This window comes from Enterobacter sp. BIDMC92, assembly GCF_001030225.1.
Lineage (GTDB): Bacteria > Pseudomonadota > Gammaproteobacteria > Enterobacterales > Enterobacteriaceae > Enterobacter > Enterobacter sichuanensis.
The window spans coordinates 2088116-2110925 of record NZ_KQ087598.1; the positions used below are offsets into that span (position 1 = coordinate 2088116).

21 protein-coding genes and 2 pseudogenes are annotated in these 22810 nt (G+C 56.0%); 11 read left to right on the forward strand and 12 right to left on the reverse strand.

The features are described from left to right. Positions 1-425: 425 nt before the first annotated feature. Both pntA and pntB read left to right on the forward strand, forming a co-directional pair. A complete protein-coding gene (gene pntA / locus SP99_RS09710) occupies positions 426-1955 on the forward strand; it encodes a Re/Si-specific NAD(P)(+) transhydrogenase subunit alpha (protein WP_047958411.1) in 1530 nt (509 codons plus the stop codon). A gap of 10 nt (positions 1956-1965) precedes the next feature. Further along, entirely contained in the window at positions 1966-3354 is a 1389-nt protein-coding gene (pntB, locus tag SP99_RS09715; RefSeq protein ID WP_025758569.1) for a Re/Si-specific NAD(P)(+) transhydrogenase subunit beta, read from the forward strand. Between the two features lie 120 nt (positions 3355-3474). Here pntB and uspE read toward each other — a convergent pair whose 3' ends face one another. From uspE to SP99_RS09750, 7 genes are all read right to left on the reverse strand, one after another. After that, positions 3475-4425 carry a universal stress protein UspE gene (gene uspE / locus SP99_RS09720; RefSeq protein WP_025758570.1) on the reverse strand — a complete coding sequence of 317 codons (951 nt, stop codon included), beginning with the start codon at positions 4423-4425 and terminating at the stop codon, positions 3475-3477. Between the two features lie 109 nt (positions 4426-4534). Further along, on the reverse strand, positions 4535-4717 hold the full coding sequence (locus tag SP99_RS09725; protein WP_224752873.1) for a hypothetical protein: 183 nt from the start codon (positions 4715-4717) through the stop codon (positions 4535-4537). Positions 4718-4865: 148 nt separating this feature from the next. Then, entirely contained in the window at positions 4866-5618 is a 753-nt protein-coding gene (gene fnr, locus SP99_RS09730) for a fumarate/nitrate reduction transcriptional regulator Fnr (protein ID WP_006174991.1), read from the reverse strand. Between the two features lie 183 nt (positions 5619-5801). Further along, a complete protein-coding gene (ogt, locus tag SP99_RS09735) occupies positions 5802-6317 on the reverse strand; it encodes a methylated-DNA--[protein]-cysteine S-methyltransferase (protein WP_025758573.1) in 516 nt (171 codons plus the stop codon). Between the two features lie 10 nt (positions 6318-6327). Next, positions 6328-7854 carry a p-aminobenzoyl-glutamate transporter gene (gene abgT, locus SP99_RS09740; protein WP_045284904.1) on the reverse strand — a complete coding sequence of 509 codons (1527 nt, stop codon included), beginning with the start codon at positions 7852-7854 and terminating at the stop codon, positions 6328-6330. A gap of 41 nt (positions 7855-7895) precedes the next feature. Beyond that, the gene (locus tag SP99_RS09745; RefSeq protein WP_047958412.1) at positions 7896-9341 is read right to left on the reverse strand and encodes a M20 family metallopeptidase; all 1446 of its coding nucleotides are present in this window, start codon (positions 9339-9341) and stop codon (positions 7896-7898) included. Continuing rightward, positions 9341-10651: a M20 family metallo-hydrolase gene (locus tag SP99_RS09750; RefSeq protein ID WP_045284902.1), complete on the reverse strand. Its 1311-nt coding sequence runs from the start codon at positions 10649-10651 to the stop codon at positions 9341-9343. The genes SP99_RS09745 and SP99_RS09750 overlap by 1 nt, the downstream gene beginning before the upstream one ends. Before the next feature lie 175 nt (positions 10652-10826). Here SP99_RS09750 and SP99_RS09755 point away from each other — a divergent pair, with 175 nt between their 5' ends. Beyond that, positions 10827-11738 (forward strand): LysR family transcriptional regulator, encoded by a 912-nt coding sequence (locus SP99_RS09755; RefSeq protein WP_025758577.1) that lies wholly within the window; start codon positions 10827-10829, stop codon positions 11736-11738. Positions 11739-12094: 356 nt separating this feature from the next. Next, entirely contained in the window at positions 12095-12658 is a 564-nt protein-coding gene (gene smrA, locus SP99_RS09760; protein WP_047958413.1) for a DNA endonuclease SmrA, read from the forward strand. A gap of 33 nt (positions 12659-12691) precedes the next feature. Here the strand turns inward: smrA and tcp are convergent, their stop codons facing one another. Continuing rightward, positions 12692-14353: a methyl-accepting chemotaxis citrate transducer gene (gene tcp / locus SP99_RS09765; protein WP_025758580.1), complete on the reverse strand. Its 1662-nt coding sequence runs from the start codon at positions 14351-14353 to the stop codon at positions 12692-12694. Between the two features lie 145 nt (positions 14354-14498). On the opposite strand from tcp, the gene SP99_RS09770 reads away from it, so the two are divergent. The 3 genes from SP99_RS09770 (at position 14499) to umuC (ending at position 17205) form a co-directional block, all read left to right on the forward strand. Then, positions 14499-15365 (forward strand): aldo/keto reductase family oxidoreductase, encoded by an 867-nt coding sequence (locus tag SP99_RS09770; RefSeq protein ID WP_047958414.1) that lies wholly within the window; start codon positions 14499-14501, stop codon positions 15363-15365. Positions 15366-15524: 159 nt separating this feature from the next. Then, positions 15525-15959 carry a translesion error-prone DNA polymerase V autoproteolytic subunit gene (gene umuD, locus SP99_RS09775; protein WP_025758584.1) on the forward strand — a complete coding sequence of 145 codons (435 nt, stop codon included), beginning with the start codon at positions 15525-15527 and terminating at the stop codon, positions 15957-15959. Continuing rightward, positions 15943-17205: a translesion error-prone DNA polymerase V subunit UmuC gene (gene umuC / locus SP99_RS09780; RefSeq protein ID WP_047958415.1), complete on the forward strand. Its 1263-nt coding sequence runs from the start codon at positions 15943-15945 to the stop codon at positions 17203-17205. The genes umuD and umuC overlap by 17 nt, the downstream gene beginning before the upstream one ends. An 8-nt stretch (positions 17206-17213) precedes the next feature. Here umuC and SP99_RS09785 read toward each other — a convergent pair whose 3' ends face one another. Continuing rightward, positions 17214-17483 (reverse strand): hypothetical protein, encoded by a 270-nt coding sequence (locus SP99_RS09785; RefSeq protein ID WP_047958416.1) that lies wholly within the window; start codon positions 17481-17483, stop codon positions 17214-17216. 83 nt (positions 17484-17566) lie between these two features. Then, positions 17567-17668 (reverse strand): annotated as a pseudogene (locus SP99_RS25010) (LysR family transcriptional regulator); the annotation flags it as partial. Between SP99_RS25010 and SP99_RS09790 the strand changes: the two are divergent. Next, positions 17661-17918 (forward strand): annotated as a pseudogene (locus SP99_RS09790) (SDR family oxidoreductase); the annotation flags it as partial. The pseudogenes SP99_RS25010 and SP99_RS09790 overlap by 8 nt on opposite strands. A 75-nt stretch (positions 17919-17993) precedes the next feature. After that, positions 17994-18440, forward strand: coding sequence for a hypothetical protein (locus SP99_RS09795; protein ID WP_047958418.1), 447 nt, complete (start codon positions 17994-17996; stop codon positions 18438-18440). 66 nt (positions 18441-18506) lie between these two features. Here the strand turns inward: SP99_RS09795 and SP99_RS09800 are convergent, their stop codons facing one another. Further along, positions 18507-19487, reverse strand: coding sequence for an NAD(P)H-dependent flavin oxidoreductase (locus SP99_RS09800; RefSeq protein ID WP_047958419.1), 981 nt, complete (start codon positions 19485-19487; stop codon positions 18507-18509). Positions 19488-19622: 135 nt separating this feature from the next. On the opposite strand from SP99_RS09800, the gene SP99_RS09805 reads away from it, so the two are divergent. Further along, positions 19623-20507, forward strand: a complete 885-nt coding sequence (locus SP99_RS09805) for a LysR family transcriptional regulator (RefSeq protein ID WP_047959796.1) — start codon at positions 19623-19625, stop codon at positions 20505-20507. Here SP99_RS09805 and SP99_RS09810 read toward each other — a convergent pair. After that, positions 20479-21924, reverse strand: coding sequence for an aminotransferase-like domain-containing protein (locus SP99_RS09810; RefSeq protein WP_047958420.1), 1446 nt, complete (start codon positions 21922-21924; stop codon positions 20479-20481). The two genes, SP99_RS09805 and SP99_RS09810, sit on opposite strands and share 29 nt — an antisense overlap. Positions 21925-22020: 96 nt before the next feature. Here SP99_RS09810 and SP99_RS09815 point away from each other — a divergent pair, with 96 nt between their 5' ends. Further along, entirely contained in the window at positions 22021-22788 is a 768-nt protein-coding gene (locus tag SP99_RS09815) for an arylamine N-acetyltransferase family protein (RefSeq protein WP_047958421.1), read from the forward strand. The last annotated feature ends 22 nt before the right edge of the window (positions 22789-22810 follow it).

Below are 22810 nucleotides of genomic sequence, written 5' to 3' on the forward strand. Positions count from 1 at the left end.
CTGTGCTCACTGAATCACCGAATTCGATAACATTTAGTGATATGTTGAAAAAACAGGCGTTTGACAAGTAAAACTGATAAAGCTTATGACTTTTACAAGTTAATTTAATGTTAATAAGTTGTTCTCTTATGGCGCTATATCATGTTTTTACCGCTTCGCTTGCGCGATTTATCGGTTCTGGCGAAGAATTTAAGGTAAATATCACTGTCAGTGACGCCGATCGCTTATTTTTCACAGATAAAGTAAGAAATAGTGTTTTCTGGCGGTAGATCACGGGCGCTATTTTCAGTAGGTTATAGACAGTTTGTTACTGTTTTATTTTCCGGGGTTAATCATCTCGCGTCGCGCGTGCGTTGGCGAAAATTGATACAAACCGCGGGCATTTATCGATAAACCATCATCAAAAACCGATGGAAGGGAAAACTATGCGTATTGGGGTACCAAAAGAACGGTTAGCCAATGAAACCCGCGTAGCGGCAACACCGAAAACGGTGGAGCAACTGCTGAAACTGGGTTTTACCGTCGCAGTTGAAAGCGGCGCAGGCAAACTGGCGAGTTTCGATGACGATGCTTTTATCCAGGCTGGTGCGGAGGTGGTCGACGGTGCTGACGTCTGGCAGTCGCCGGTTATTCTGAAGGTCAACGCACCGGAAGAGAGTGAGATTGCGCTGTTGAATCCAGGGACGACGCTGGTGAGCTTTATCTGGCCTGCGCAAAATCCTGAACTGATGGAGAAGCTGGCGGCCCGTGGCGTGACGGTGATGGCGATGGACTCCGTGCCGCGTATTTCGCGTGCGCAGTCGCTGGATGCCTTAAGCTCCATGGCAAACATTGCCGGTTACCGCGCTATTGTGGAAGCCGCCCACGAATTTGGTCGATTCTTTACCGGTCAAATCACCGCCGCGGGTAAAGTCCCGCCGGCAAAAGTCATGGTGATTGGCGCGGGCGTGGCGGGTCTTGCCGCCATCGGTGCGGCAAACAGTCTGGGCGCTATCGTACGCGCATTTGACACCCGTCCTGAAGTGAAGGAACAGGTCCAGAGTATGGGCGCCGAATTCCTTGAGCTGGACTTTAAGGAGGAAGCGGGGAGCGGTGATGGTTACGCGAAGGTGATGTCCGAAGCCTTTATCAAAGCCGAAATGGCACTCTTCGCCGCACAGGCGAAAGATGTCGATATTATTGTCACCACCGCGCTGATTCCGGGTAAACCGGCGCCGAAGCTGATCACCCGTGAAATGGTGGATTCCATGAAGCCGGGCAGCGTCATTGTCGACCTGGCCGCGCAAAACGGCGGTAACTGTGAATATACCGTACCGAATCAGGTGACCACGACCGCAAACGGGGTGAAGGTGATCGGTTATACCGACCTGCCAGGCCGCCTGCCGACCCAGTCTTCTCAGCTGTACGGTACCAACCTCGTCAACCTGCTGAAGCTGCTCTGTAAAGAGAAAGACGGCAACATCGCCGTTGATTTTGACGATGTAGTGGTACGCGGCGTCACCGTAGTCCGTGAAGGTGAAATCACCTGGCCTGCGCCACCGATTCAGGTCTCGGCCCAGCCTCAGGCAGCGCCAAAAGCGGCACCTGAGCCGAAAGAGCCTGCCAAACCGGCGTCACCGTGGCGTAAATACGCGCTCATGGCGCTGGCGATTATTCTGTTCGGCTGGCTGGCTGACGTCGCCCCGAAAGAGTTCCTCGGCCACTTTACCGTCTTCGCGCTCTCCTGTGTCGTAGGGTACTACGTGGTGTGGAACGTCTCCCATGCGCTGCATACGCCGCTGATGTCGGTGACCAACGCCATTTCCGGGATCATCGTGGTGGGGGCACTACTGCAGATTGGTCACGGCGGCTGGATCAGCTTCCTGAGCTTTATCGCAGTGCTGATCGCCAGTATCAATATTTTCGGTGGTTTCACCGTGACTCAGCGCATGCTGAAAATGTTTCGTAAAGGCTAAGGGGTAGCATATGTCTGGAGGATTAGTGACAGCCGCATACATTGTTGCTGCAATCCTGTTTATTTTCAGTCTGGCGGGGCTTTCCAAACACGAAACGTCTCAGCAGGGAAATAACTTTGGTATCGCCGGGATGGCGATTGCGCTGATTGCCACCATCTTCGGGCCGGATACCGGCAACGTGGCGTGGATCCTGGTGGCGATGATCATCGGTGGGGCGATTGGTATTCGTCTGGCAAAACGCGTTGAAATGACCGAGATGCCAGAGCTGGTTGCGATTCTTCACAGTTTCGTGGGCCTGGCTGCGGTGCTGGTAGGCTTCAACAGCTACCTGTACCACACGCCGGGTCTGGAACCGATTCTGGTGAACATCCACCTGACGGAAGTGTTCCTCGGTATCTTCATCGGTGCGGTCACCTTCACCGGCTCCATTGTCGCCTTCGGCAAACTGCGCGGGAAGATCTCCTCAAAACCGCTGATGCTGCCAAACCGTCATAAGCTGAATCTGGCGGCGCTGGTGGTCTCGTTTGTGCTGCTGGTGGTCTTCGTGCGTACCGAAAGCGTGGGCCTGCAGGTACTGGCGTTACTGGTGATGACGATCATTGCGCTGGCGTTTGGCTGGCACCTGGTGGCCTCCATTGGTGGTGCGGATATGCCAGTGGTGGTCTCCATGCTGAACTCCTACTCCGGTTGGGCAGCGGCGGCAGCGGGTTTCATGCTGAGCAACGACCTGCTGATTGTTACCGGTGCGCTGGTAGGTTCTTCGGGTGCGATTCTGTCTTACATCATGTGTAAGGCGATGAACCGTTCGTTCATCAGCGTTATCGCCGGTGGTTTTGGTTCCGACGGCTCTTCAACCGGCGCTGATGAAGAAGTGGGTGAGCACCGTGAGATCAGCGCGGAAGATACCGCAGAGATGCTGAAAAACTCGCACTCGGTCATCATTACCCCGGGCTACGGCATGGCAGTGGCGCAGGCGCAGTATCCGGTTGCCGAGATCACTGAGAAGCTGCGCGCGCGTGGCATCAAGGTTCGTTTTGGTATTCACCCGGTGGCAGGGCGTCTGCCAGGCCACATGAACGTGCTGCTTGCGGAAGCGAAAGTGCCTTACGATATCGTGCTGGAGATGGACGAGATCAACGACGATTTCTCGGACACCGACACCGTGCTGGTCATTGGCGCTAACGACACCGTCAACCCGGCTGCGCAGGACGATCCGCGTAGCCCAATCGCCGGGATGCCGGTTCTGGAAGTGTGGAAGGCGCAGAACGTTATTGTGTTTAAACGCTCCATGAATACTGGCTATGCCGGGGTGCAGAACCCGCTGTTCTTCAAAGAGAACACCCACATGCTGTTTGGCGATGCCAAAGCCAGCGTGGATGCGATTCTGAAAGCATTGTAAGTTGCGTTGAAACGAAAAAACCGCCGAATTCGGCGGTTTTTTTATTGCCGGGTGGCGCTGACGCTTACCCGGCCTACGGTTTTGTAGGCCCGGCAAGCCTGCGCCGCCGGGCGTTAGGGGTTAATCGTCTTCCGGATCGTCCAGCTCAACCGGCGTCTGGTACTCATCCGGCTTGATTACCAGCAGGTCACAGCGCAGATGATCGATTACCTGTTCAGCGGTATTGCCGAGGAACGCGGCAGAGATCCCGGTCCGTCCAATGGTACCCAGCACCACAATCCCGGCCTGCAGATGTTCGGCTAAATCCGGAATCACCTCTTCAGGCAAGCCTTTCTCCACGTGGGTCATTTTTTCATCAATGCTGAATTTCTGGCGCAGCGCTTTCATTGCGAGCAGGTGCTGGCCACGGATCGCGTCGTTGTACACGCTCGGGTCAAATTCAGGCAGCTCAATGGCGATATTGATCGGGGTAACCGGGTAGGCTCCCACCAGATGCACTTCGGTGTGGTTAACCTGGTCAGCCAGTTGGATAGTCTCTTTGACCAGCTTTTCGTTCAGCGAATTGTGATAATCCTCTTCGCTGGCGAGATTCACTGCCACAACGGCTTTCCCGCCTTCAGGCCACGGCTGGTCTTTCACCATCCAGACCGGGCAAGGGCATTTACGCAGCAGATGCCAGTCGGTTGGTGTGAAGATCACGGATTCCAGCTTGTCATGCTGATGCGTCATCTTCAGCAGCAGGTCGTGTCCACCGGCAACAACTTCCTGGATGATGGCTTCGAAAGGCCGGTTATGCCACACCACTTTAATATCAATGGGCACACCCGCTTCCAGGTAATATTTAGCCTGTTCGCGGATCCACGCGGTACGCTGGCTGATCACGCCCTGACGCATAGCGGTGCGCTCGTCAGGCGACAGAAGGGTGGTCATCTCATACGAGAAGTCATAGATCGGCAAAAACGCTTTGATTTTGCCACCAATCCGTTGATGTAAATACACAGCACGTCGTAATGCCGGCTGATCGTCCTGATTCGGATCGATAGCTACCAGCATGTTTTGATACTTTGCCATACAGGTCTCCTTACTACTGTCACCACAGTCTGTAATTAAAAGAGTAACCTATATATCCTGAATGAAACAGAGGGGAAGTTTTGCCAGATCAATAATTCATGAAAATATATCAGAGAAACAGCACCGTCGCGGTGACTGCGATAAACGCAATAAACAGCAGTACCATCACCACTATCGCAAACGTCGTGGAATCCTGAACATAGGTTTTTTCTTCCCCCTTCATTGGGCCGACAAGCATGATCCAGATGAAGATAAAGGTCACTGAGGCAATCACGACTGAAACGAAAAACAAACTTTCTCTCAATTCATAACCTCAACGAGAACCTTCCAGGTTACTGTGTGGTGACGTACTGCGGTGAAAATGTCAGTGAACGGACGTGTTATATGCCAGATCCATAAATCATGGAAATTTATGGATCTGGCAGGTTATCTGCGGGGCGTTATGCCACGTTGCGGGCATGCCCGGCAAGAACGGCCAGCGCTTCACCGTTTTCGATGGTGATGTATTTACCTTTAACGGCCAGCATTCCACTTTTCTGGAAACGACCCAGCAGACGGCTAATGGTTTCCACGGTCAGGCCCAGGTAGTTACCGATATCGCCACGGGTCATGGTCAGACGGAATTCACGCGGAGAGAAACCACGCTCGGCAAAGCGGCGGGAGAGGTTATAGATAAACGCCGCCAGACGCTCTTCTGCATTCTTCTTGGAAAGCAGCAGGATCATGTCCTGATCGCCTTTGATCTCACCGCTCATCAGACGCATCATCTGCTGACGCAGGTTAGGCATCTTGCCGGACAGATCGTCCAGGGTTTCAAACGGGATCTCGCAAACCATTGAGGTTTCAAGGGCCTGAGCAAAGCTCGGATGGTGACCCGTGCCAATGGCATCAAAGCCCACCAGGTCGCCTGCCAGATGGAAGCCGGTGATCTGCTCGTCACCCTGTTCGGTGATGGTGTAGCTCTTGATGGTGCCAGAACGGATAGCATAGAGCGATTTCAGTTCGTCTCCGGCTTTAAACAGCGTCTGCCCTTTCTGAATCGGCTTTTTACGCTCGATGATATTATCAAGCTGATCAAGTTCGTGTTCATTCAGGGTAAACGGGATACAGAGCTGGCTGATGCTGCAATCCTGGCAATGGATAGCACAACCGCCAGACTGAATGCGTCGTATAATTCGCTTTTCCGGGATCATAGGTTTGCTCAAGCCTTAATTGATATTGGTCAATTTTAACATCTTTTTGGTAAGTACGTAAGCCTGACAAACCCTCAATAAGGACAAGAGACGGCATCATGTCGCCATCTTCTTGAAATTCCACAGCTTGATTATGGATTTTTAGCCTAACCGGAAGAAAATTAAGCACAAAAAGCCTGGGAATTACAGCAAGAGATACCCCTCGTGACGCAGTAACCACTCTTTTCGCTGCACCCCGCCGGCATAGCCGGTGAGGGTACCGTTGCGGCCAATCACGCGATGACAGGGCACCACAATGCTGACCGGGTTAGCGCCATTCGCGGCCCCCACTGCGCGTGCTGCCCCGGCGCGACCGAGTTGCTCCGCGAGCTGCCCATAATGCATGACCTGTCCGCAGGGAATGGCCCGCAGCGCCTGCCACACTTCGCGCTGAAAAGGCGTCCCGGCCGTGGCGGTTGGCAGGCTGTCAATGATGCTGAGATCGCCTTCGAAGTACGCCGTAAGCTTGTCGCTCAGTCCGCCCGGGTTGGTGGCGCGGATACGTTCATACCCCTGTACGCGGTAGTGGATATCGAGCAGTTCTTCCATGCGGTCGCTGTGCTCTTCCCACTCAACCGCGCGCAGACAACCCTGCTCGTCGGCGATCACCCACAGCGGCCCAAGCGGCGTCGCAATCTTATCTTCGAGTAATCTCAGCATCTTCATTCCTTTAGTTCAGCCTCGGGTAGATCCCCGGTCCAATCGGCAGGCCGACAAGATACCACGCCACTAACATCACCAGCCATACCCCTAAAAAGATAAGCGGATAGGGTAAAACCAGCGAATAGTAGGTACCCAGTTTCGCCTCGGGTTTATAGCGCTGCAGGAAGCCTAAAAACAGCGGAACAAACGGCGAAACCGGCGCAAGGGGAATGACTGAGGAATCTGCGATGCGGAACAGGATCTGCGCGAAGGCCGGGTGGAACCCAAGCATCATAAACATCGGTACGAAGATCGGCGCCAGAATCGACCAGATAGCGGAGCCGCTCGCGATGAACATGCACAGCAGCGACGAGAGCAGCGCCAGGCCGACAAACGCCGGTACGCCGCTTAGCCCGGCAGCTTCCAGCGCGTCGGTCAGGCCAACGGCCATAAACTTGCCCATGTTGCTCCAGTTAAACATGGCCACAAACTGCGCCAGCGGGAACACCATCACGATAAAGCCAGCCATCTCTTTCATCGGCTCGATCATCAGCTGCGGCAGATCGCCCTGGCGGCGGATTTTGCCGGTGGCGATACCATAAGCAAGAGAGACGACAAAGAAGAAGAGAATAATCAGCGGCACAATGCCCTGGATAAACGGCGAGGGCAGGACGGTATGTTTAACGGGATCGCGTAATATCCCGTTTTCCGGCACCACCATCAATGCCACCAGCGCGATAAAGGCCAGCGAGACAACGCCCGCCACGCGCAGGCCGAAGCGCTGTTCTTTACTCAGCGTCTCCAGTTTTTCATCGCTACGGCCTTCCCATTTCCCCAGACGCGGCTCAATGATTTTATCGGTAATCAGCCCGCCGACAATCGTCAGGACAATGACCGAGCTTGCCATAAAGTACCAGTTGTCGATCACGCTGACGTGCATGGCCGCATCGAGGGTTTTCGCCGCCTCGGTACTGATGCCGGACAGCAGAACATCGGTAGTAACAATCAGCAAATTGGCGGTAAAACCGCATCCGACGCCGGCAATCGCCGACAGCAGTCCCGCCACCGGGTGACGCCCGACGGCGAGGAAGATCAGCGCCCCCATCGGCGGCATGATCACCAGCGCGGCGTCGGAAGAGATATGGCTGAAGAAGGCGATAAACAGCACCATGTAGCTGGCGTAACGCGCGCTGACGTGAGAGGCCATTTTCACCATCAGAGCCGGTAACAGGCCCACGCGCTCCGCGAGCCCGGCCCCCAGCACCAGTGCCAGAATGGCACCCAGCGGAGCGAAGCCGCTGAAGTTTTTAATCACATTGGGTAAAAACCAGTGCAATCCCTCAATGCTCAGCAGATTTTTCACCGCCACCAGGCTGCCGTCGGCCGGGCTGCGCACGCTAACGTCAAAGGCGGAGAGCACGGCGGTGGCAACCATCAATATCACAATCAGATAGATAAAAAGCAGGAAAGGGTGTGGCACTTTATTGCCGATCCTTTCAACCCAGCCATAGAGCTTACCGGATGGGGAATGCGAAGGTATGGATGACATACTCATGGGCGTTCCTCGGGAGTGTTGTGTTGTTGTGTTGTGTTTTTTTATTTTAAAGGTGACGGTGTCACGCCCGGTGGGATCGGACACACGTACGGTTTTTCTTGTATGTGCAGTTCAAACTCTTCACGGCATTTTTTCAGCAGCGCCGCATCCTGCAGCAGATTCAGCGCGGTTGCGCCCATCACTTTCCCGGCCAGCAGCATCCCTTTGTGAGCAATCGAGGTTCGTCCCTGCGCCACCAACTGCCAGGTGTGCAGCGGCGTGCCGACGGTAAAGCAGGGGCTGAAGCACTGGGCAACCGGCATTTTCCAGCTGACGTCACCCACGTCGGTTGAACCCGCCAGCACGTTATCGGTGACGGCATAAGGCGCGACTTCATCCACCAGCAGCGTCTCCTGATGACGACGGGCAAAGGCTTTACCCGCTTCGCCACCCGTGGCGGCAATATTTTTCAGGCTGTTTTGCAGATCGTTGGGCGTCAGCGTGGCGCGGATCTGGCGGGCAAACTCTCGCTCTTCGTCGGTCCACTCCGGCGTGCCGTAGTGCTGCAGGGCGCGATACATCGCCGCCTCGAGCGTGCGGTTGGGCAGGTAACTGGAGCAGGCTTTATCAAAGCGGCACTCGACGGTCGTTTCAGTCATCAGCGCCGCGCCCTGGGCGATTTTTTCGATACGTTCGTAGATTTGCTGCGCATCGGCCATCTCCGGGGCGCGGATCAGGTACAGCACTTCGGCCTGCGCCTGCACCACGTTAGGCGAAATCCCGCCGGTATCGGTAATGGCGTAATGGACGCGCGCTTTCTCAATAATGTGCTCGTTGAGGAAGTTGGTGCCGGTAGTCATCAGCGTCACCGCATCCAGCGCGCTGCGCCCCAGATGCGGAGAGTTGGCCGCATGTGCCGCCACCCCCTTAAAACGCCAGGCGGCCTGAATATTGGCCAGCGTGCTGACGTTAAACATCCCGGCAAAGGCCTCCGGGTGCCAGGTCACGGCGGCATCGACGTCGTCAAACAGCCCTTCGCGCACCATAAAGGTTTTCCCGGAGCCGCCTTCCTCACCAGGACAGCCGTAAAAACGCACTGTCCCGCCGCCGCCGTGCTGCTCCAGCCAGCTTTTTACCGCGACCGCCGCGGCAAGGGCTGCGGTGCCCAGCAGATTATGCCCGCAGCCGTGGCCGTTAGCCCCCGGCGTGGCGGATTGTGGTGTCGCACAGTGTGCCTGCTGGCTTAACCCGGCCAGCGCATCGTATTCACCCAGCAGGGCGATAACCGGTTTTCCGCTGCCGAAGCTGGCAATAAAGGCGTTGGGAATGCCGCCCGCCTCGCGCGTGAGGGTGAAACCTTCGGCTTCCAGCGCGCTGGCGAGCCGTTCGGCGGACCAGAACTCTTCAAAGCGGGTTTCAGGATGATCCCAGATCGCATCGGCGATGTCGGTTAACGTGCGACATCGCGTGTCGATCGCATCGGCAATAAAAGCGTAGTTGTCCTGCATTACACACCTCGCGTCCACGGGAAATTGAGCGCCGTCCGCGCCAGCGTTTCGATGGCGACCGTCATGACCTGCTCATCGAAGTCGAATTTTTCATTGTGATGTCCGGCGCTCAACTCCGTGCCAAACACCATATAGGACGCCATGCCGCCGTTTTGCTGCACGCGGGCCATCATCAGCGTGGCATCTTCGGAGCCTGCTGGCGCTTTGACCTTGTCGATGGCGTGAACCACCCCCGGAACCTGGCTGGCCTGTTCGCGCAGATAATCAACCCAGGCGGGTGTCGGCGAGCTGGCGGTGGCAGCACCCATCAGGCGCATCTCTGCCTTAACGCCGTAGAGCGCCGCCGCGCCGGTAATGACCGCCTGCGCCCGTTCAAAGACATACTGGTTAATCGCTTCGTTTTCGCCGCGCGTTTCAACCTTTATCAGGGCATTGGCGGGCACCACGTTGCGCCCGCTGCCTGCCTGCATCACCCCGACGTTCACCCGGGATGCGCCTTCGCTGTGCGGGGCGATGCTGTGTAACGCGATGGCGGCCTGCGCGGCGGCGAGCAGGGCATTACGTCCGTCCTCCGGTTTGCCGCCGGCGTGTGCGGCCACGCCGGTAAAGTTCACGTCAAATTTGGTGGTCGCCATAAAATTATCGCTGCCGCAGATCACCGTCCCGGCAGGCACGCCGGTGCCAATATGGATGGCGGTGAAATAGTCCACGTCATCCAGCGCTCCGGCGGCCACCATGGCACGCGCGCCGCGCGTCCCTTCTTCTGCAGGCTGGAAGATCAGCTTGAGGGTGCCGCTGAGCTGCGCGTCATTCTGCTTAAGTACCTGCGCCAGCCCCAGACCAATCGTAGTGTGGCCGTCGTGTGCGCAGGCGTGCATCATCCCGGGATTGCAGGAGGCAAACCCGTCGCGGAACGGGCGGTGGCTTTGATCGTGTGCTTCGCTTAAATCCAGGGCATCCATGTCCACGCGAAATGCCAGGGTTGGGCCCGGGCGGCCGGTATTCAGGGTCGCGACAATCCCGGTAAACCCGCCCTCAAACGGCGCCAGCCATTTCTCCGGCGCGCCCTGCGCACGGGCGCGGGCAAATTCTCGCGCCAGGGTGGCCTCATCGGGCAGGCCCATCCGGCTTTCGGCATCCACCACGTCGCGACCCATCGCCAGCTCATAACCCAGCGAGTCCAGGGTTTCTGCGACCTTCGCCGCGGTACGAAATTCCACCCAGCCGGATTCAGCAAACTGGTGAAAATCGCGACGCCATGCGCTCAGCTGCGGGGTTAGGGTCTGGATGTACTGCGTCAGTGTGTCCATATCTGTTCCTGTCATCATTAAAATATGTGAACTGCTTCACGCTGTGATAGTTTTTACTTATCACTAACCGTTTTTTCACAGTTTTAACCGTTCAGGAATTACCCTCGCACATCCCTTTCCATTAAAGTAGATGACAGTTTCTTTACTCTGATAAACAACGGTTATCGATCGGGCTATGTCATTTCAGATTAAATTTCATCAAATCCGGGCGTTTGTCGAAGTCGCTCGTCAGGGCAGCATTCGCGGTGCCAGCAGGACGCTGAATCTTTCGCAGCCGGCGCTGACCAAATCCATCAAAGAGCTGGAGGAGGGCATGGCGGCGCAGCTTTTCGTGCGCAGGAGTAAGGGCGTTGCGTTGACCGAATGCGGGGAGGGCTTCTACCAGCGCGCGAAGTTGATTCTGGAAGAGCTGCGCGCGGCGCAGGATGACATCCGTCAGCGGCAGGGGGAGCTGGCCGGGCAGATCAATATCGGGATGGGGGCCAGCGTTTCACGCAGCCTGATGCCCGCAGTGATCTCCCGCTTTCACGCGCAGCATCCGCAGGTCAAGGTGCGGATTATGGAAGGGCAGCTGGTGTCGATGATCAATGAATTACGCCAGGGTGAGCTCGATTTCACCATCAATACCTATTATCAGGGGCCTTATGACCACGAGTTTACGTTTGAAAAACTCTTCGAAAAGTCGTTTGCGGTATTTTGCCGGGAAGGACATCCGGCTACCAAAGCAACCTCAATTAATGAACTGCTGCATTATAACTGGACAATGCCGACGCCGCGGGGAAGTTATTATAAGCAACTGGAAGAGGTATTTAGCCATCGCGCGCAAATACCGCGAATAGGGGTTGTCTGCGAAACATTCTCCTCCTGTATTAGCCTGGTGGCGCAAAGTGATTTTTTAAGCATTCTGCCGCAGGAACTGGGCTGTGACCCGCTGCTGGCGCATCGCCTGGTGATGTTGCCGGTTGTCGAATCGCTTCCAAAAGCGGCATATTATTTAATTCAGCGCCGTGATTCCCGTCAAACACCCCTGGCCGAATCTTTAATTACGCAATTCCGAAGAGAAGCGCGAAAAATAGTCGCGGCGTGAGAAAGAGAACGTAAAAAAACAGGGTCTGTCCGACATCTGACAGACCCTCCAGTACACACAGCAGTGCGTCCTTTCGCCAGTCCTGAGTATTATATCCATGAAGCAGGTATATTTAGGTATAACACCTTTCCCGAAAAAGGGAAGAGGGTTGAGTATTTGATTTTACGAATTTTTAACACAAATCACTTATTTTACGCTCGCTGAAATTTAAGTTAAGTCAGATTAAAGCGTCTTTTATAAATACTATATATATTCATCGGGTTAATATTTATGTCGCGCGACGGCGGTTAACGGTGATTGAGGCCTCTTCCCGGCGCAGGTATAGTACCCTCCTTAGTTGTAGCCGGAGGATGTCCATGAACCCTGACGACAAATCTTATTTTCTTGACGCCATGGAGGATGTCCAGCCCCTGAAGCGCGGCCCGGATATTCACTGGCAGCCGAGCCGCAATACGCGGGTGCGCGAGAAGGTAGATAGTGAACAGCTGGATAACTTCCTGACGCTGGGTTTTCTTGAACTGGTGCCCCTTGACGAGCCTCTGGCGTTCCGGCGCGATGGGGTACAGCAGGGCGTTATCGATAAGCTGCGATCGGGTAAATACTCCCGCCAGGCCAGCTTAAATCTCCTGCGCCAGCCCGCCGAACGCTGCCGTCAGATGCTGTTTTCGTTTATTCGCCAGGCCGGGCGCGACGGGTTACGTAACCTGATTATCATTCATGGGAAAGGGCGCGAGCAGAGCTCACATGCGAATGTCGTGCGCAGCTATCTGGCGCGCTGGTTGACCGAGTTCGGGGAAGTGCAGGCTTTCTGCGAGGCGCTGCCGCATCACGGCGGCAGCGGGGCATGCTATGTCTCGCTGCGCAAATCCGATGAAGCGAAACAGGAGAACTGGGAGCGGCACGCCAAGCGCAGCCGCTAATGAGAGCGGGCGAGACACTCGCCCGCCGGTGACTCAGAAGGTTTCCCAGTTGCTGTCGGCAGACGCGCTTGTCGTTGCCGGTCGCAACAGCTGTGGCGTTTTCACATTCGTCGGGCGCGGGGCGACCGCTTTCTCTTTTCCGTTCAGACGAAACGCGGCGACGGCCTGACGCAGCTGTTCGGACTGATCTTCCAGCGCCGCCGCCGCCGTGGCGGATTGCTGCACCAGCGCGGCGTTTTGCTGCGTCACGCTGTCCATCTGCGAAACGGCCAGACTTACCTGCTCAATTCCCCGGCTCTGCTCGTCAGACGCAGAGGAAATCTCACCCATAATATCGGTCACGCGGGTGACGGCGGCGACAATCTCTTTCATGGTGGAGCCAGCCTCGCTGACCTGCTCAGAACCGGTATTTACCCGGCTGACTGAGTTTTCGATAAGCCCTTTGATCTCTTTCGCCGCCTGCGCGCTGCGGCTTGCCAGCGTACGGACTTCACCTGCGACCACCGCAAAACCGCGACCCTGCTCCCCGGCGCGGGCGGCTTCCACCGCTGCGTTAAGTGCCAGAATGTTGGTCTGGAATGCGATACTGTCAATCACGCCGGTAATATGCGCAATTTGCTGCGAACTGTCGGCAATTTCGGTCATGGTGCGAACCACGTTATCCACCACGTGACCGCCGCGCGCCGCCGTTTCTGAAGCATTCTTCGCCAGCAGGGTCGCCTGACGGGCGTTATCGGAGTTCTGTTTAACCGTCGCCGTCAGCTCTTCCATGCTGGCGGCGGTCTCTTCGAGCGAGGCTGCCTGCTGCTCGGTACGGGCGGAAAGATCGTTACTTCCTGCGGCAATTTCGCCTGCACCGGTGTAGATGGAATCGGTGCTGCCGCGTACGGCGCTGACGGTGGTCACCAGCGATTGCTGCATTTCATGCAGACCGGCGGCCAGCTGGCCCATCTCATTGCGGCCAGAGAGGGTGATTTCCTGCGTCAGGTCGCCCCCGGCAATCGCGCGAATATGGTTCATAATGGTGTTGAGTGGTTTTAACAACAGGTGTTGTAAACCCTGCCAGATGACCACCAGTACCGCGATAACGGCCAGCAAGATAGCCGCCAGTGTCCATTGCATCTGCGTGAAGCTGCTCTGATTCTCTTCGGCGGCGGCTTTCAGCAGAGTGTTGTTTTCGGCGCGCCAGCGGTTATAGACCGCTTCCATATCGTCCTGCGCCTGTTGCGCGTCCAGATCGCCATAGGCCTGGTAGTTGTCGGCACGCAGATACTCAATCGACAAACGCATCACTTCGTGCATCTGGTTCCAGGACTTCTGCATCTCGTCGGTCAATGCCGCGTTCTGGCCGTTAACCTGCGGCAGTTTTTGCCACGCTTTGTTATAGGCTTCGGCTTTTGCCAGCGAGTCACCTGCGGTGCCGAGCAGTTTATTAATCGCCGCAAGGGATGCCGGATCGCGCTGATTTTTCAGGTAGCGGATCGCCACGCGGGTCACGGTGACGCGTGTTTTCACCAGCGTGTTCACGCTGTCGCTCAGGCTTTCCTGCTGAGCGTTGAGCACACCGGAATTCTGGAAGTTATGGCGATCGTTACTGACGGCAGAGTAGAACAACCCTCCCGTGACAACTTGCAACAGACAGAATATGGTGAGGGCAAAGATAATACCGGTAATCACGTGCAGATTTTTCAGCATAGCGGTCGTCCGTTAGAGAAGATGCAGGGTTTCTTCAATACTATCGTCGTAGAGAATTTAAACTTTAATTTAACTCGCGCTTAACTCAGGGGCCCGTGAGGGAACCTGTTGTAAACCCGGATCATTTTTTATGAGGAAGGTCAACATGAGCAGCATTGATAAAAGCGGGACATACGCGCTCGGAACGCGAACGGTTAAACGACTGGGTTATGGTGCGATGCAGCTGGCCGGGCCGGGCGTCTTTGGGCCGCCGAAGGATAAAAATGCCGCGCTGGAGGTGTTACGTGAAGCCGTGGCGGCGGGGGTAAACCACATTGATACCAGTGATTTTTATGGCCCTCATGTGACTAACCAGCTGATCCGCGAGGCGCTTCATCCGTACCGGGACGATCTGACGATTGTGACCAAAATTGGCGCCCGTCGCGACAGCAAAGGTGCCTGGCTACCTGCCTTTTCCGCACAGGAGCTGACGCAGGCGGTGCATGACAACCTGCGTAATCTGCAGCTGGATGTGCTGGACGTGGTGAATCTGCGGATCATGTTTAGTGCGCACGGGCCGGCGGAAGGATCGATTGCTGAACCGCTTTCCACCCTGGCAGAGCTCCAGCAGCAGGGGCTGGTGCGTCACATTGGCCTGAGCAACGTCACGGCCACTCAGGTTGCGGAAGCGCAGAAAATGGTGCCGGTAGTGTGCGTGCAGAACATGTACAACATTGTGAACCGGGGGGACGATGCGCTGGTGGATCTGCTGGCGCAGCAGGGGATTGCATATGTGCCATTCTTCCCGTTAGGCGGCTTTACGCCACTGCAATCTTCCGGGCTGCAGGCGGTCGCCGACTCACTGGGTGCAACGCCAATGCAGGTTGCGCTGGCATGGCTGCTGCAACGTTCCCCGAATATCCTGCTGATCCCGGGCACTTCGTCCGTGGCGCATCTGCGGCAAAACCTCGCGGCGGGCGAACTGCAGCTGCCGCCTGATGCACTGGAAACATTGAATACGCTGATGGACTGATCGTCACAGGCGCGAAGCCCGACATGTGCTTTTGGGCTTTGCGCCTTTTAAATCTCCTGACACTTCAACGCGTTTGGGTTCGCTTCCGGAAATGACCTTGATCCCTTGCCATAATCCGTAATACTGTATTTATATACAGTATCTGGCGAGAAAGGCATTATGGACACTCTCTTTTCTTATCATCCAAACCAATACATTGAATTACCTTTATTTTTAGAGCGTGTAGCCTGTGGTTTCCCCAGTCCGGCGCAGGATTATGTGGAGGATCGTCTCGATCTTAACCGGCTGGCAGTGAGACACCCCAGTGCGACCTATTTTATCAAGGTGAGTGGAGACTCCATGATTGGCGCAGGGATTGGCGACGGCGATCTGCTGGTTGTCGACCGTTCGTTAACTGCCGGGCATGGGGATATCGTTGTGGCCTCGGTCGCCGGAGAGTTTACGGTGAAGGAGTTACAGACTCGTCCGGTTCTGCGGCTGCTGCCACATAACGTTCGCTATCAGCCGATTACCTTTCAGTCCGAAGAGGAGCTGCAGATCTTCGGCGTCGTCACCCACACCCTCAAAACGCATAAACATGTTCGCGCTGGTTGATGTAAATAGCTTTTATGCCTCCTGCGAGAAGGTGTTCCGCCCCGATCTGGAGGGGAAGCCCATCGTGGTGGTTTCCAATAACGACGGCTGCATTATTTCACTGTCGCGGGAGGCAAAGCAGTTCGGCATAAAAATGGGTGAGCCGTATTTTAAATTCAAAGAGAAGCGTTTTCCGTCACGGGTTTACGTGTTTAGTTCAAACTATGCGCTGTATGCCGATCTCAGTAGTCGGGTGATGCAGACGCTGACCGATCTCGCCCCGGCAATAGAGATTTACTCCATTGATGAGGCGTTCGTGAACGTTTCAGGGGTCAGTAACTGCCTGGCGCTGGAAGCATTCGGTCACCAGATGCGCACGCAGGTCTTTAAAAATACGGGCTTAACCGTTGGCGTCGGTATTGCCCCGACGAAAACGCTGGCAAAGCTGGCCAACTATGCAGCGAAGCGGTGGTCCGGCACTGGCGGCGTGGTCGATCTGTCGGATCGCGAGCGGCAGCGGAAACTGCTGGCAAAGGTTCCGGTTGAGGAGGTGTGGGGCGTAGGGCGGCGCATCACGAAAAAGCTTAACGCGATGGGAATTACCACGGCGCTGGAGCTGGCGGAAGCATCCTCCTGGGTCATTCGAAAACATTTTAACGTGGTGCTGGAACGTACGGCGCGCGAGCTTCGCGGTGAGCCCTGTCTTGATCTGGAGGAGTACACCCCCACGAAGCAGCAAATTATCTGTAGCCGTTCGTTTGGCCACCGTATAACCCAATACGAAGAGATGCACCAGGCGATTTGCGCCTATGCGGAACGTGCCGCAGAGAAACTGCGCGGCGAGCATCAGTATTGTCGTTTTATCAGCGTGTTTGTGCGGACCAGTCCGCATGCGGACAACGAAATTTATTATGGCAATCAGGCCTCTGTCACCCTGATGACGCCCACCAATGACTCGCGGGATATTATCCGCGCCGCCACGGAGGCGCTGGGGCGAATCTGGCTCGACGGGTATCGCTATATGAAAGCCGGGGTGATGCTGGCGGACTTTTTCAGCAGCGGCGTCGCTCAGCTTAATTTGTTTGACGATAACCGTCTGCGCGCCAACAGTGCGGCGCTGATGGAGATGATCGACAGCGTAAATCACTCCGGCAAAGGGAAGATCTGGTTTGCGGGGCAGGGTATTGAGAAAGCCTGGGCAATGAAGCGCGAGATGCTGTCACCGGCTTATACCACGCGATACGCGGATTTGCCGGTGGCGAAGTAATAGTGGCGCTATTTCTTTTGCGTCAGCCAGGTTGCCGCGGCCGTCAGCACGCCGATCCACGGCATTTCACCCGCACCTGCCAGGAAATTATGGCGATCGATGTCATTATTTTTACGAATATCAGCAAGGCGGGTAAGCGCCGTTTTCTCATCCGCGGCGCCGATCTCCTCAAACTGTTTTTCAAACCCCTGAGCGATGAGTTGCGCGGCCGCGTCGATATTTTCGCTCTCGATCACAATCAGGTTCGTGCCTTTTTGGAAAAAACGGTAATCCTGCATACGTGCTCCAGTAAGAGGAGGTTAGGGTGAAAATACACTATGCCTTGCGGTTAAAAAAAGCACGCGATTTGCGCAAGCAACGTTCAGCTTTTCTTTACGATTTCAGGCAGTAATTGCTCAATCACGCCCACGACGCTGCGGACGCGTTGTGCAATAAAACGCGCGTCGGGATAGACGCCGGTGAGGTTGTCATTTCGCCAGCTGTTTACGGATTATCGCGACGTCTGGCGCGAGCTTGCTGGGGAACGGCTGGTGGAAGCGGATATTCTGAAACTGAGCGACGGGCAGTTTGCCGATTTCGTCTTTAGCTGGCATTACGACATGTTCGGTGACGGGAGCAAACTCCGGCGGTCGGGCTTCACGCGAATGCAGGCGACCGATGAGATGTTTTTCAGCCTGTTCGCGCAGCTGAGAACCGCGCGGATTATTCCCTGACGCTAAGGGTTGTTGTCATCAACGATCGGCGCGTTATACTCACGTCTTGAGAATCATGTAGGGTGGGGCAGGGATATGCACGAGAGTCTAAAAATAATATCAGTCGCGCTGCCCCTCATTGCGCTTTTCATATTGTCCGGATTTTTTATCAGACGTATTCGTCAGGCAAAACGCATCATTACAGACCGCAACGGGATGAAAAAAATATCCGCTAACCCGTCAATATTTGGCGGGAATGCAGGTAAAACCTGGTTTTATGATGACCAGTTTTTATATGGGGTTAAAAATAACGCCACCCGTAAAATTGCGCTGGCGAATATCATTAAGATCGGGCCGGGGAATACCGAGATAAATAGCAGACGGGTCTGGATTGTTATTTACCGTGACGGTGCTAATGAAAAGCAGGTGCAGTTTTATAACAATCTTACCCTCTGGAATCATAACTTCACGGCTTTTCTGGCAGCGGTAAAAAGAGCCAATCCTGACGCTGTCGTGAAAGAACGCTCATTGCTCAATTTATGAAAAACAACCGCAGACGGTTTGCGGACGCCGCCCGTGGGGAGCGTCCGGAGCATCAGGGTTAAGGGCTTACTCAACCGTTAACGCATTAACCACCTCGGCCACGCTTTTCACGCTGTGAATATTTCCAATTCCCGTGCCGAGCGCGATATAGCCCTCATCGGTGTTATTTTCCAGCATGCCCAGGCGCAGGCCCCGTAAACCTCCCATCGCCTTGCCCAGCGCTTCGTTGCTTGCGCCAGCTTTATCCATCGCTGCCAGTTTTTCCGCCAGCCTGCCGGGAAGAGAGCGGTAGTAATGGGGGACGGTGCGGAAAAGCAGTAAATCGAGACCGTTGGCGGCAACAATTTTATCTTTGACCCCCTGCGGCACGCGGCTTTCTTCCGTACTGATAAACACCGAGCCGGCAAATACGCCTTCAGCGCCTAAGGTGTGCGCCGCTCTGGCGGTGCGATTATCGGTAATGCCGCCCGCCGCCATCACCGGAATATGCTTCACGGCATCGGCAATCAGCGGCACGATGGAAAAGGTGCCAAGCGCCGTGGCGGGTAACGTTCCGCCCTCATCAAAACCGGTGGCAACGATAATGTCTGCCCCCGCGTCTTCTGCGAGGCGGGTGTTTTCCGGGGTGGGGTTGATGTCGCGGTAGATAATGGCGATACCCGCCTCTTTTAGCTCGCTGAACAGCGCCGGAATAATGCTGCCTTCCCCATAGCCCGTATACACAACGGCCCTGACGCCTTCCTCTTTCACCACCTGAAGGATAGGGCCTGTCCAGACGTCGTTAACGGCCGTGGGGATCAGGTTCACGCCAAAGGGCTTTTCGGTCAGCCGCTTCGTTTTACGAATCTCTTCCCGCATTTTTTCGGCGGTCTTTTCCGGCGTGGAGACCGCGGTGTCGGCGGTTAAGCCGGCGTTGGGGCCCAGCACACCAAGCCCACCGGCATTGCTGACTGCAGCGACTAAGCGGGCGTCAGTGAGCCAGGATAGCGGTCCCTGAATAACAGGTTTTTCGATGCCAAGGATCTGACAGATACGGTTATTTTTCACAGCAGACTCTCCCTTACGTTTGAATGGAGGAGAGTGTAGGGCGCAAGATTGTTAGGAAAAATAGCCAAAAATATTCATCACTGTTATAAAATTAATAACAATAATCTTATCCTGCTTACGGCAAAAGCATCCCTTATGCAAATAAACCTCTTTGAATCCATAAGAATTTTTATTGAGATTGTCGAATCAGGGAGCCTTACCCAGGCGGCGGAGAATCTGCGGGTCCATCGCCCGGCCGTCACCAAAGCGTTGCAGCTACTGGAGCAGCACAGCGGCACGCGGCTACTGCAACGCACCACGCGTCGGATTAGCCTGACCCCGGATGGAGAAGCATTTTATCGCCGGAGTAAACCCCTGCTGGCGCAGGCGGACGAATTACTGGAATCGTTTGGCGCCGATCGGCCGATACACGGCCAGCTGCGAATCGATATGCCCATCTCGTTTGCGGCGTTGCGGGTGATACCCAACCTGCCTGATTTTTATCGCCAGCATCCCGAGATTGACATCATTCTGAGCAGCTCGGACCGCCGTCGGGATATGCTGCGGGATGGGCTGGACTGTGTGCTGCGGGTGGGCGAGCTGGACGACGGCGATTATATCGCGCGTAAAATCGGGAACATTAAAATTACGACCTGTGCCAGCCCGGCCTGGCTGGAACAACACGGTACGCCAGAAACGCTGGAGGATTTACGGAAGCATCAGGCCATCAACTGGATTAATAACAGCAGCAGACACATTCAGCCGTGGACGTTTACCACGCCAGAAGGCGTCGCGGAGATCGCGCTACCCGGTAAGCTCGTGGTGGATAACTCCGAGGCCTACATCGCGGCAGGCCTGGCCGGGCTGGGGTTAATGCAGGGGATGAACCTCTTTCTCCAGCCTTACCTTGACCGCGGCCTTCTGGTTGAAGTCCTGCCAGACTATCGCTCCCCGGATCGCAAGCTGTCACTGCTCTACCCACACCGCCATCTCTCCCGCAAGGTGCGGGTCTTTACCGAGTGGCTGGAGAGTCTGGTGTGAAAACAGCCAGCGCGTGACACAGCGCGCCAATCTGCTCCACGGCGTTCAGCAGGCGGGGTGTCGGTTCGTTTGCGCAGTTCAGCCGCAGAAAATGCGTTAATTCTGCCCCCGGGGAAAACAGGGGGCCAGGGCTGACGCCGATGCCCAGCGCCAGCGCGCGGCGATGCACCTCCAGCGCGTTGACCTGCTGAGGGAGTTCTACCCACAGCAGAAAACCGGCTGCGGGTACGTTAAGGCGCGTACCGGGTGGGAAACTGGCTTCGACCCGCGCCACGACGGCGCGTATTCCCGCTGCGATCCGGCGCTTTAGCCGGCGCAGGTGACGATCGTAGTCGCCACTTGCCAGCACCTCACTCGTCGCGGCTTCCAGCAGTGGCGTGCCTGCCCAGTCTCCGGCCATGCGGGTCTGTAAGACCTGAGTGTGGTAGCGTCCGGCGGCAATCCAGCCGATTCGCCAGCCCGGGGCAAGCGTTTTAGACAGGGAACTGCAGTAAATCACATTTCCGCTCTGGTCGAACGCCTTACAGGCAGGCGGACGTTGCCCTTCGCCGACCAGGTCTCCGTAGACATCGTCCTCTATCAAAGGAATCCCTGCGCCTTCAAGCAGGGTAACCAGTTCCTGCTTGCGCGCAACGGGCATACTGGCGCCCAGCGGATTTTGCACGGTGGGTGAGGCCAGAACGGCTGCGGGACGGTGGCAGCGCATGGCGTCTGCCAGCGGTTCAAGTAACAGACCTTCAACAGGATCGGTAGGGATTTCTAAGGCCTTCAGGCCTAAATCTTCCAGCAGCAGGAGCGTGCCAAAGTAGGCGGGCTGTTCAATCGCCACAACATCCCCAGGCTGACACACTGCCCGAAGGGCCAGGCGTAGCGCCTGCGTCGCGCCCGCGGTGATAATGAGATCGTCCGCGCCGAACCGGGCTCCCCACTGCGCAGCCCGCGCGGCAATCTTACTTCGCAAATCTCCCCTTCCCGGAGGCAGGCTATAGCTCTGCCCGTGCGCGTCCAGACGACGCCCCGCGGAGTGCAACGCCCGTTGCAGTGCATCACCCGGCAGCCACGCAGGATCGGGCAGGGCGGCGCCCAGCGGGATCAGACGAGCCTCTGCACTGCTGAACAGCGACCGGGCCACGGCGGACATAGTGACAGGGACCGGGCCTGACGGGGAACGGGAGGGTTCCACGCGCGGAGGGAGACGGGTCCGATGGACGTAATAACCTGAACGTGGCCGCGCAACAATCAGCCCTTCCGCCTCGAGACAGCGAAGGGCTTCCAGCGCCGTCGGGAGGCTAACGCACTCGCGTTCTGCCAGTTTACGTGCGGAGATCATGCGGTCACCGACTTGCAATGCGCCAGAAGAGAGCGTGAGGCGCAACATCTCAGCAATACGGCGATAGTGTGGGGAGGGGGCAGACATGGGTATCTGTTCAGGCTAATTTTCGATAAAACTGACTATACAGCCAATGATGTGCGCCATCTATAGTGTCCGACATGTTCATGACAAGGAGGCATTATGCACAGCGAAAATTTCGACATTTCTTCCTATTTCAAACGCATAAACTACAGCGGACCGGCGGCTGCCGATACGGCTACCCTGCATGCCCTTATGCGTCATCAGCTCTTTTCAGTCCCGTTTGAAAATCTGGACGTGCAGGCGGGCAAAATTGTCTCGCTGGCGCCAGACGACATTGCCGATAAAGTGTTAAAGAAAGGGCGCGGAGGCTACTGCTATGAGGTTAACGGGCTTTTTGCCATGGCGCTGGCGGTGTTAGGTATCCCTTACCGTTTCGTGGCGGCGCGCCCGATGTTCTACCCCGTGCGGAGGCCGAAAACCCATATGGCGTTAATCGCCGAAGTGGAGAACCGACAGTGGCTTTGCGATCTTGGCTTTGGCAGCTATGGCATTCGTGCGCCGATGGCGCTGGACACGCTTGACGTGGATATCACGCAGGATTTCGACACGTTTCGCCTGAGTCGCAGCGCGGAGGGCGAATATCTTCTTCAGGCGAAGGTTGAGGGTGAGTGGGCCCGTCAGTACGGCTTCGACCTTACCCCTCAGGAGTGGATTGATTTCGTCCCGGCCAACTACCTTAACTCCACGCATCCTGACGCTATTTTTGTGCAGAAACTGGTGGTGGTGCAGCATCGCCCGGAAGGGCGCCAGATTTTGCTGGGCGATATGCTGAAAACCATCACGGCGAACGGCACTGAAACGCGGAAACTGGCGGAGGATGAAATCCGCCATGTCCTGAAAGACCGTTTTGCGCTAACCGCCGCGTAATCTGCCGGTGAAAGGTAGGGCC

Bases quoted from the DNA above. Each gene is read 5' to 3' on its own strand.
- pntA (WP_047958411.1), top strand. From the start codon at position 426: ATGCGTATTGGGGTACCAAAAGAACGGTTAGCCAATGAAACCCGCGTA.
- pntB (WP_025758569.1), top strand. From the start codon at position 1,966: ATGTCTGGAGGATTAGTGACAGCCGCATACATTGTTGCTGCAATCCTG.
- uspE (WP_025758570.1), bottom strand. From the start codon at position 4,425: ATGGCAAAGTATCAAAACATGCTGGTAGCTATCGATCCGAATCAGGAC.
- fnr (WP_006174991.1), bottom strand. From the start codon at position 5,618: ATGATCCCGGAAAAGCGAATTATACGACGCATTCAGTCTGGCGGTTGT.
- ogt (WP_025758573.1), bottom strand. From the start codon at position 6,317: ATGCTGAGATTACTCGAAGATAAGATTGCGACGCCGCTTGGGCCGCTG.
- abgT (WP_045284904.1), bottom strand. From the start codon at position 7,854: ATGAGTATGTCATCCATACCTTCGCATTCCCCATCCGGTAAGCTCTAT.
- SP99_RS09745 (WP_047958412.1), bottom strand. From the start codon at position 9,341: ATGCAGGACAACTACGCTTTTATTGCCGATGCGATCGACACGCGATGT.
- SP99_RS09750 (WP_045284902.1), bottom strand. From the start codon at position 10,651: ATGGACACACTGACGCAGTACATCCAGACCCTAACCCCGCAGCTGAGC.
- SP99_RS09755 (WP_025758577.1), top strand. From the start codon at position 10,827: ATGTCATTTCAGATTAAATTTCATCAAATCCGGGCGTTTGTCGAAGTC.
- smrA (WP_047958413.1), top strand. From the start codon at position 12,095: ATGAACCCTGACGACAAATCTTATTTTCTTGACGCCATGGAGGATGTC.
- tcp (WP_025758580.1), bottom strand. From the start codon at position 14,353: ATGCTGAAAAATCTGCACGTGATTACCGGTATTATCTTTGCCCTCACC.
- SP99_RS09770 (WP_047958414.1), top strand. From the start codon at position 14,499: ATGAGCAGCATTGATAAAAGCGGGACATACGCGCTCGGAACGCGAACG.
- umuD (WP_025758584.1), top strand. From the start codon at position 15,525: ATGGACACTCTCTTTTCTTATCATCCAAACCAATACATTGAATTACCT.
- umuC (WP_047958415.1), top strand. From the start codon at position 15,943: ATGTTCGCGCTGGTTGATGTAAATAGCTTTTATGCCTCCTGCGAGAAG.
- SP99_RS09785 (WP_047958416.1), bottom strand. From the start codon at position 17,483: ATGCAGGATTACCGTTTTTTCCAAAAAGGCACGAACCTGATTGTGATC.
- SP99_RS09795 (WP_047958418.1), top strand. From the start codon at position 17,994: ATGCACGAGAGTCTAAAAATAATATCAGTCGCGCTGCCCCTCATTGCG.
- SP99_RS09805 (WP_047959796.1), top strand. From the start codon at position 19,623: ATGCAAATAAACCTCTTTGAATCCATAAGAATTTTTATTGAGATTGTC.
- SP99_RS09810 (WP_047958420.1), bottom strand. From the start codon at position 21,924: ATGTCTGCCCCCTCCCCACACTATCGCCGTATTGCTGAGATGTTGCGC.
- SP99_RS09815 (WP_047958421.1), top strand. From the start codon at position 22,021: ATGCACAGCGAAAATTTCGACATTTCTTCCTATTTCAAACGCATAAAC.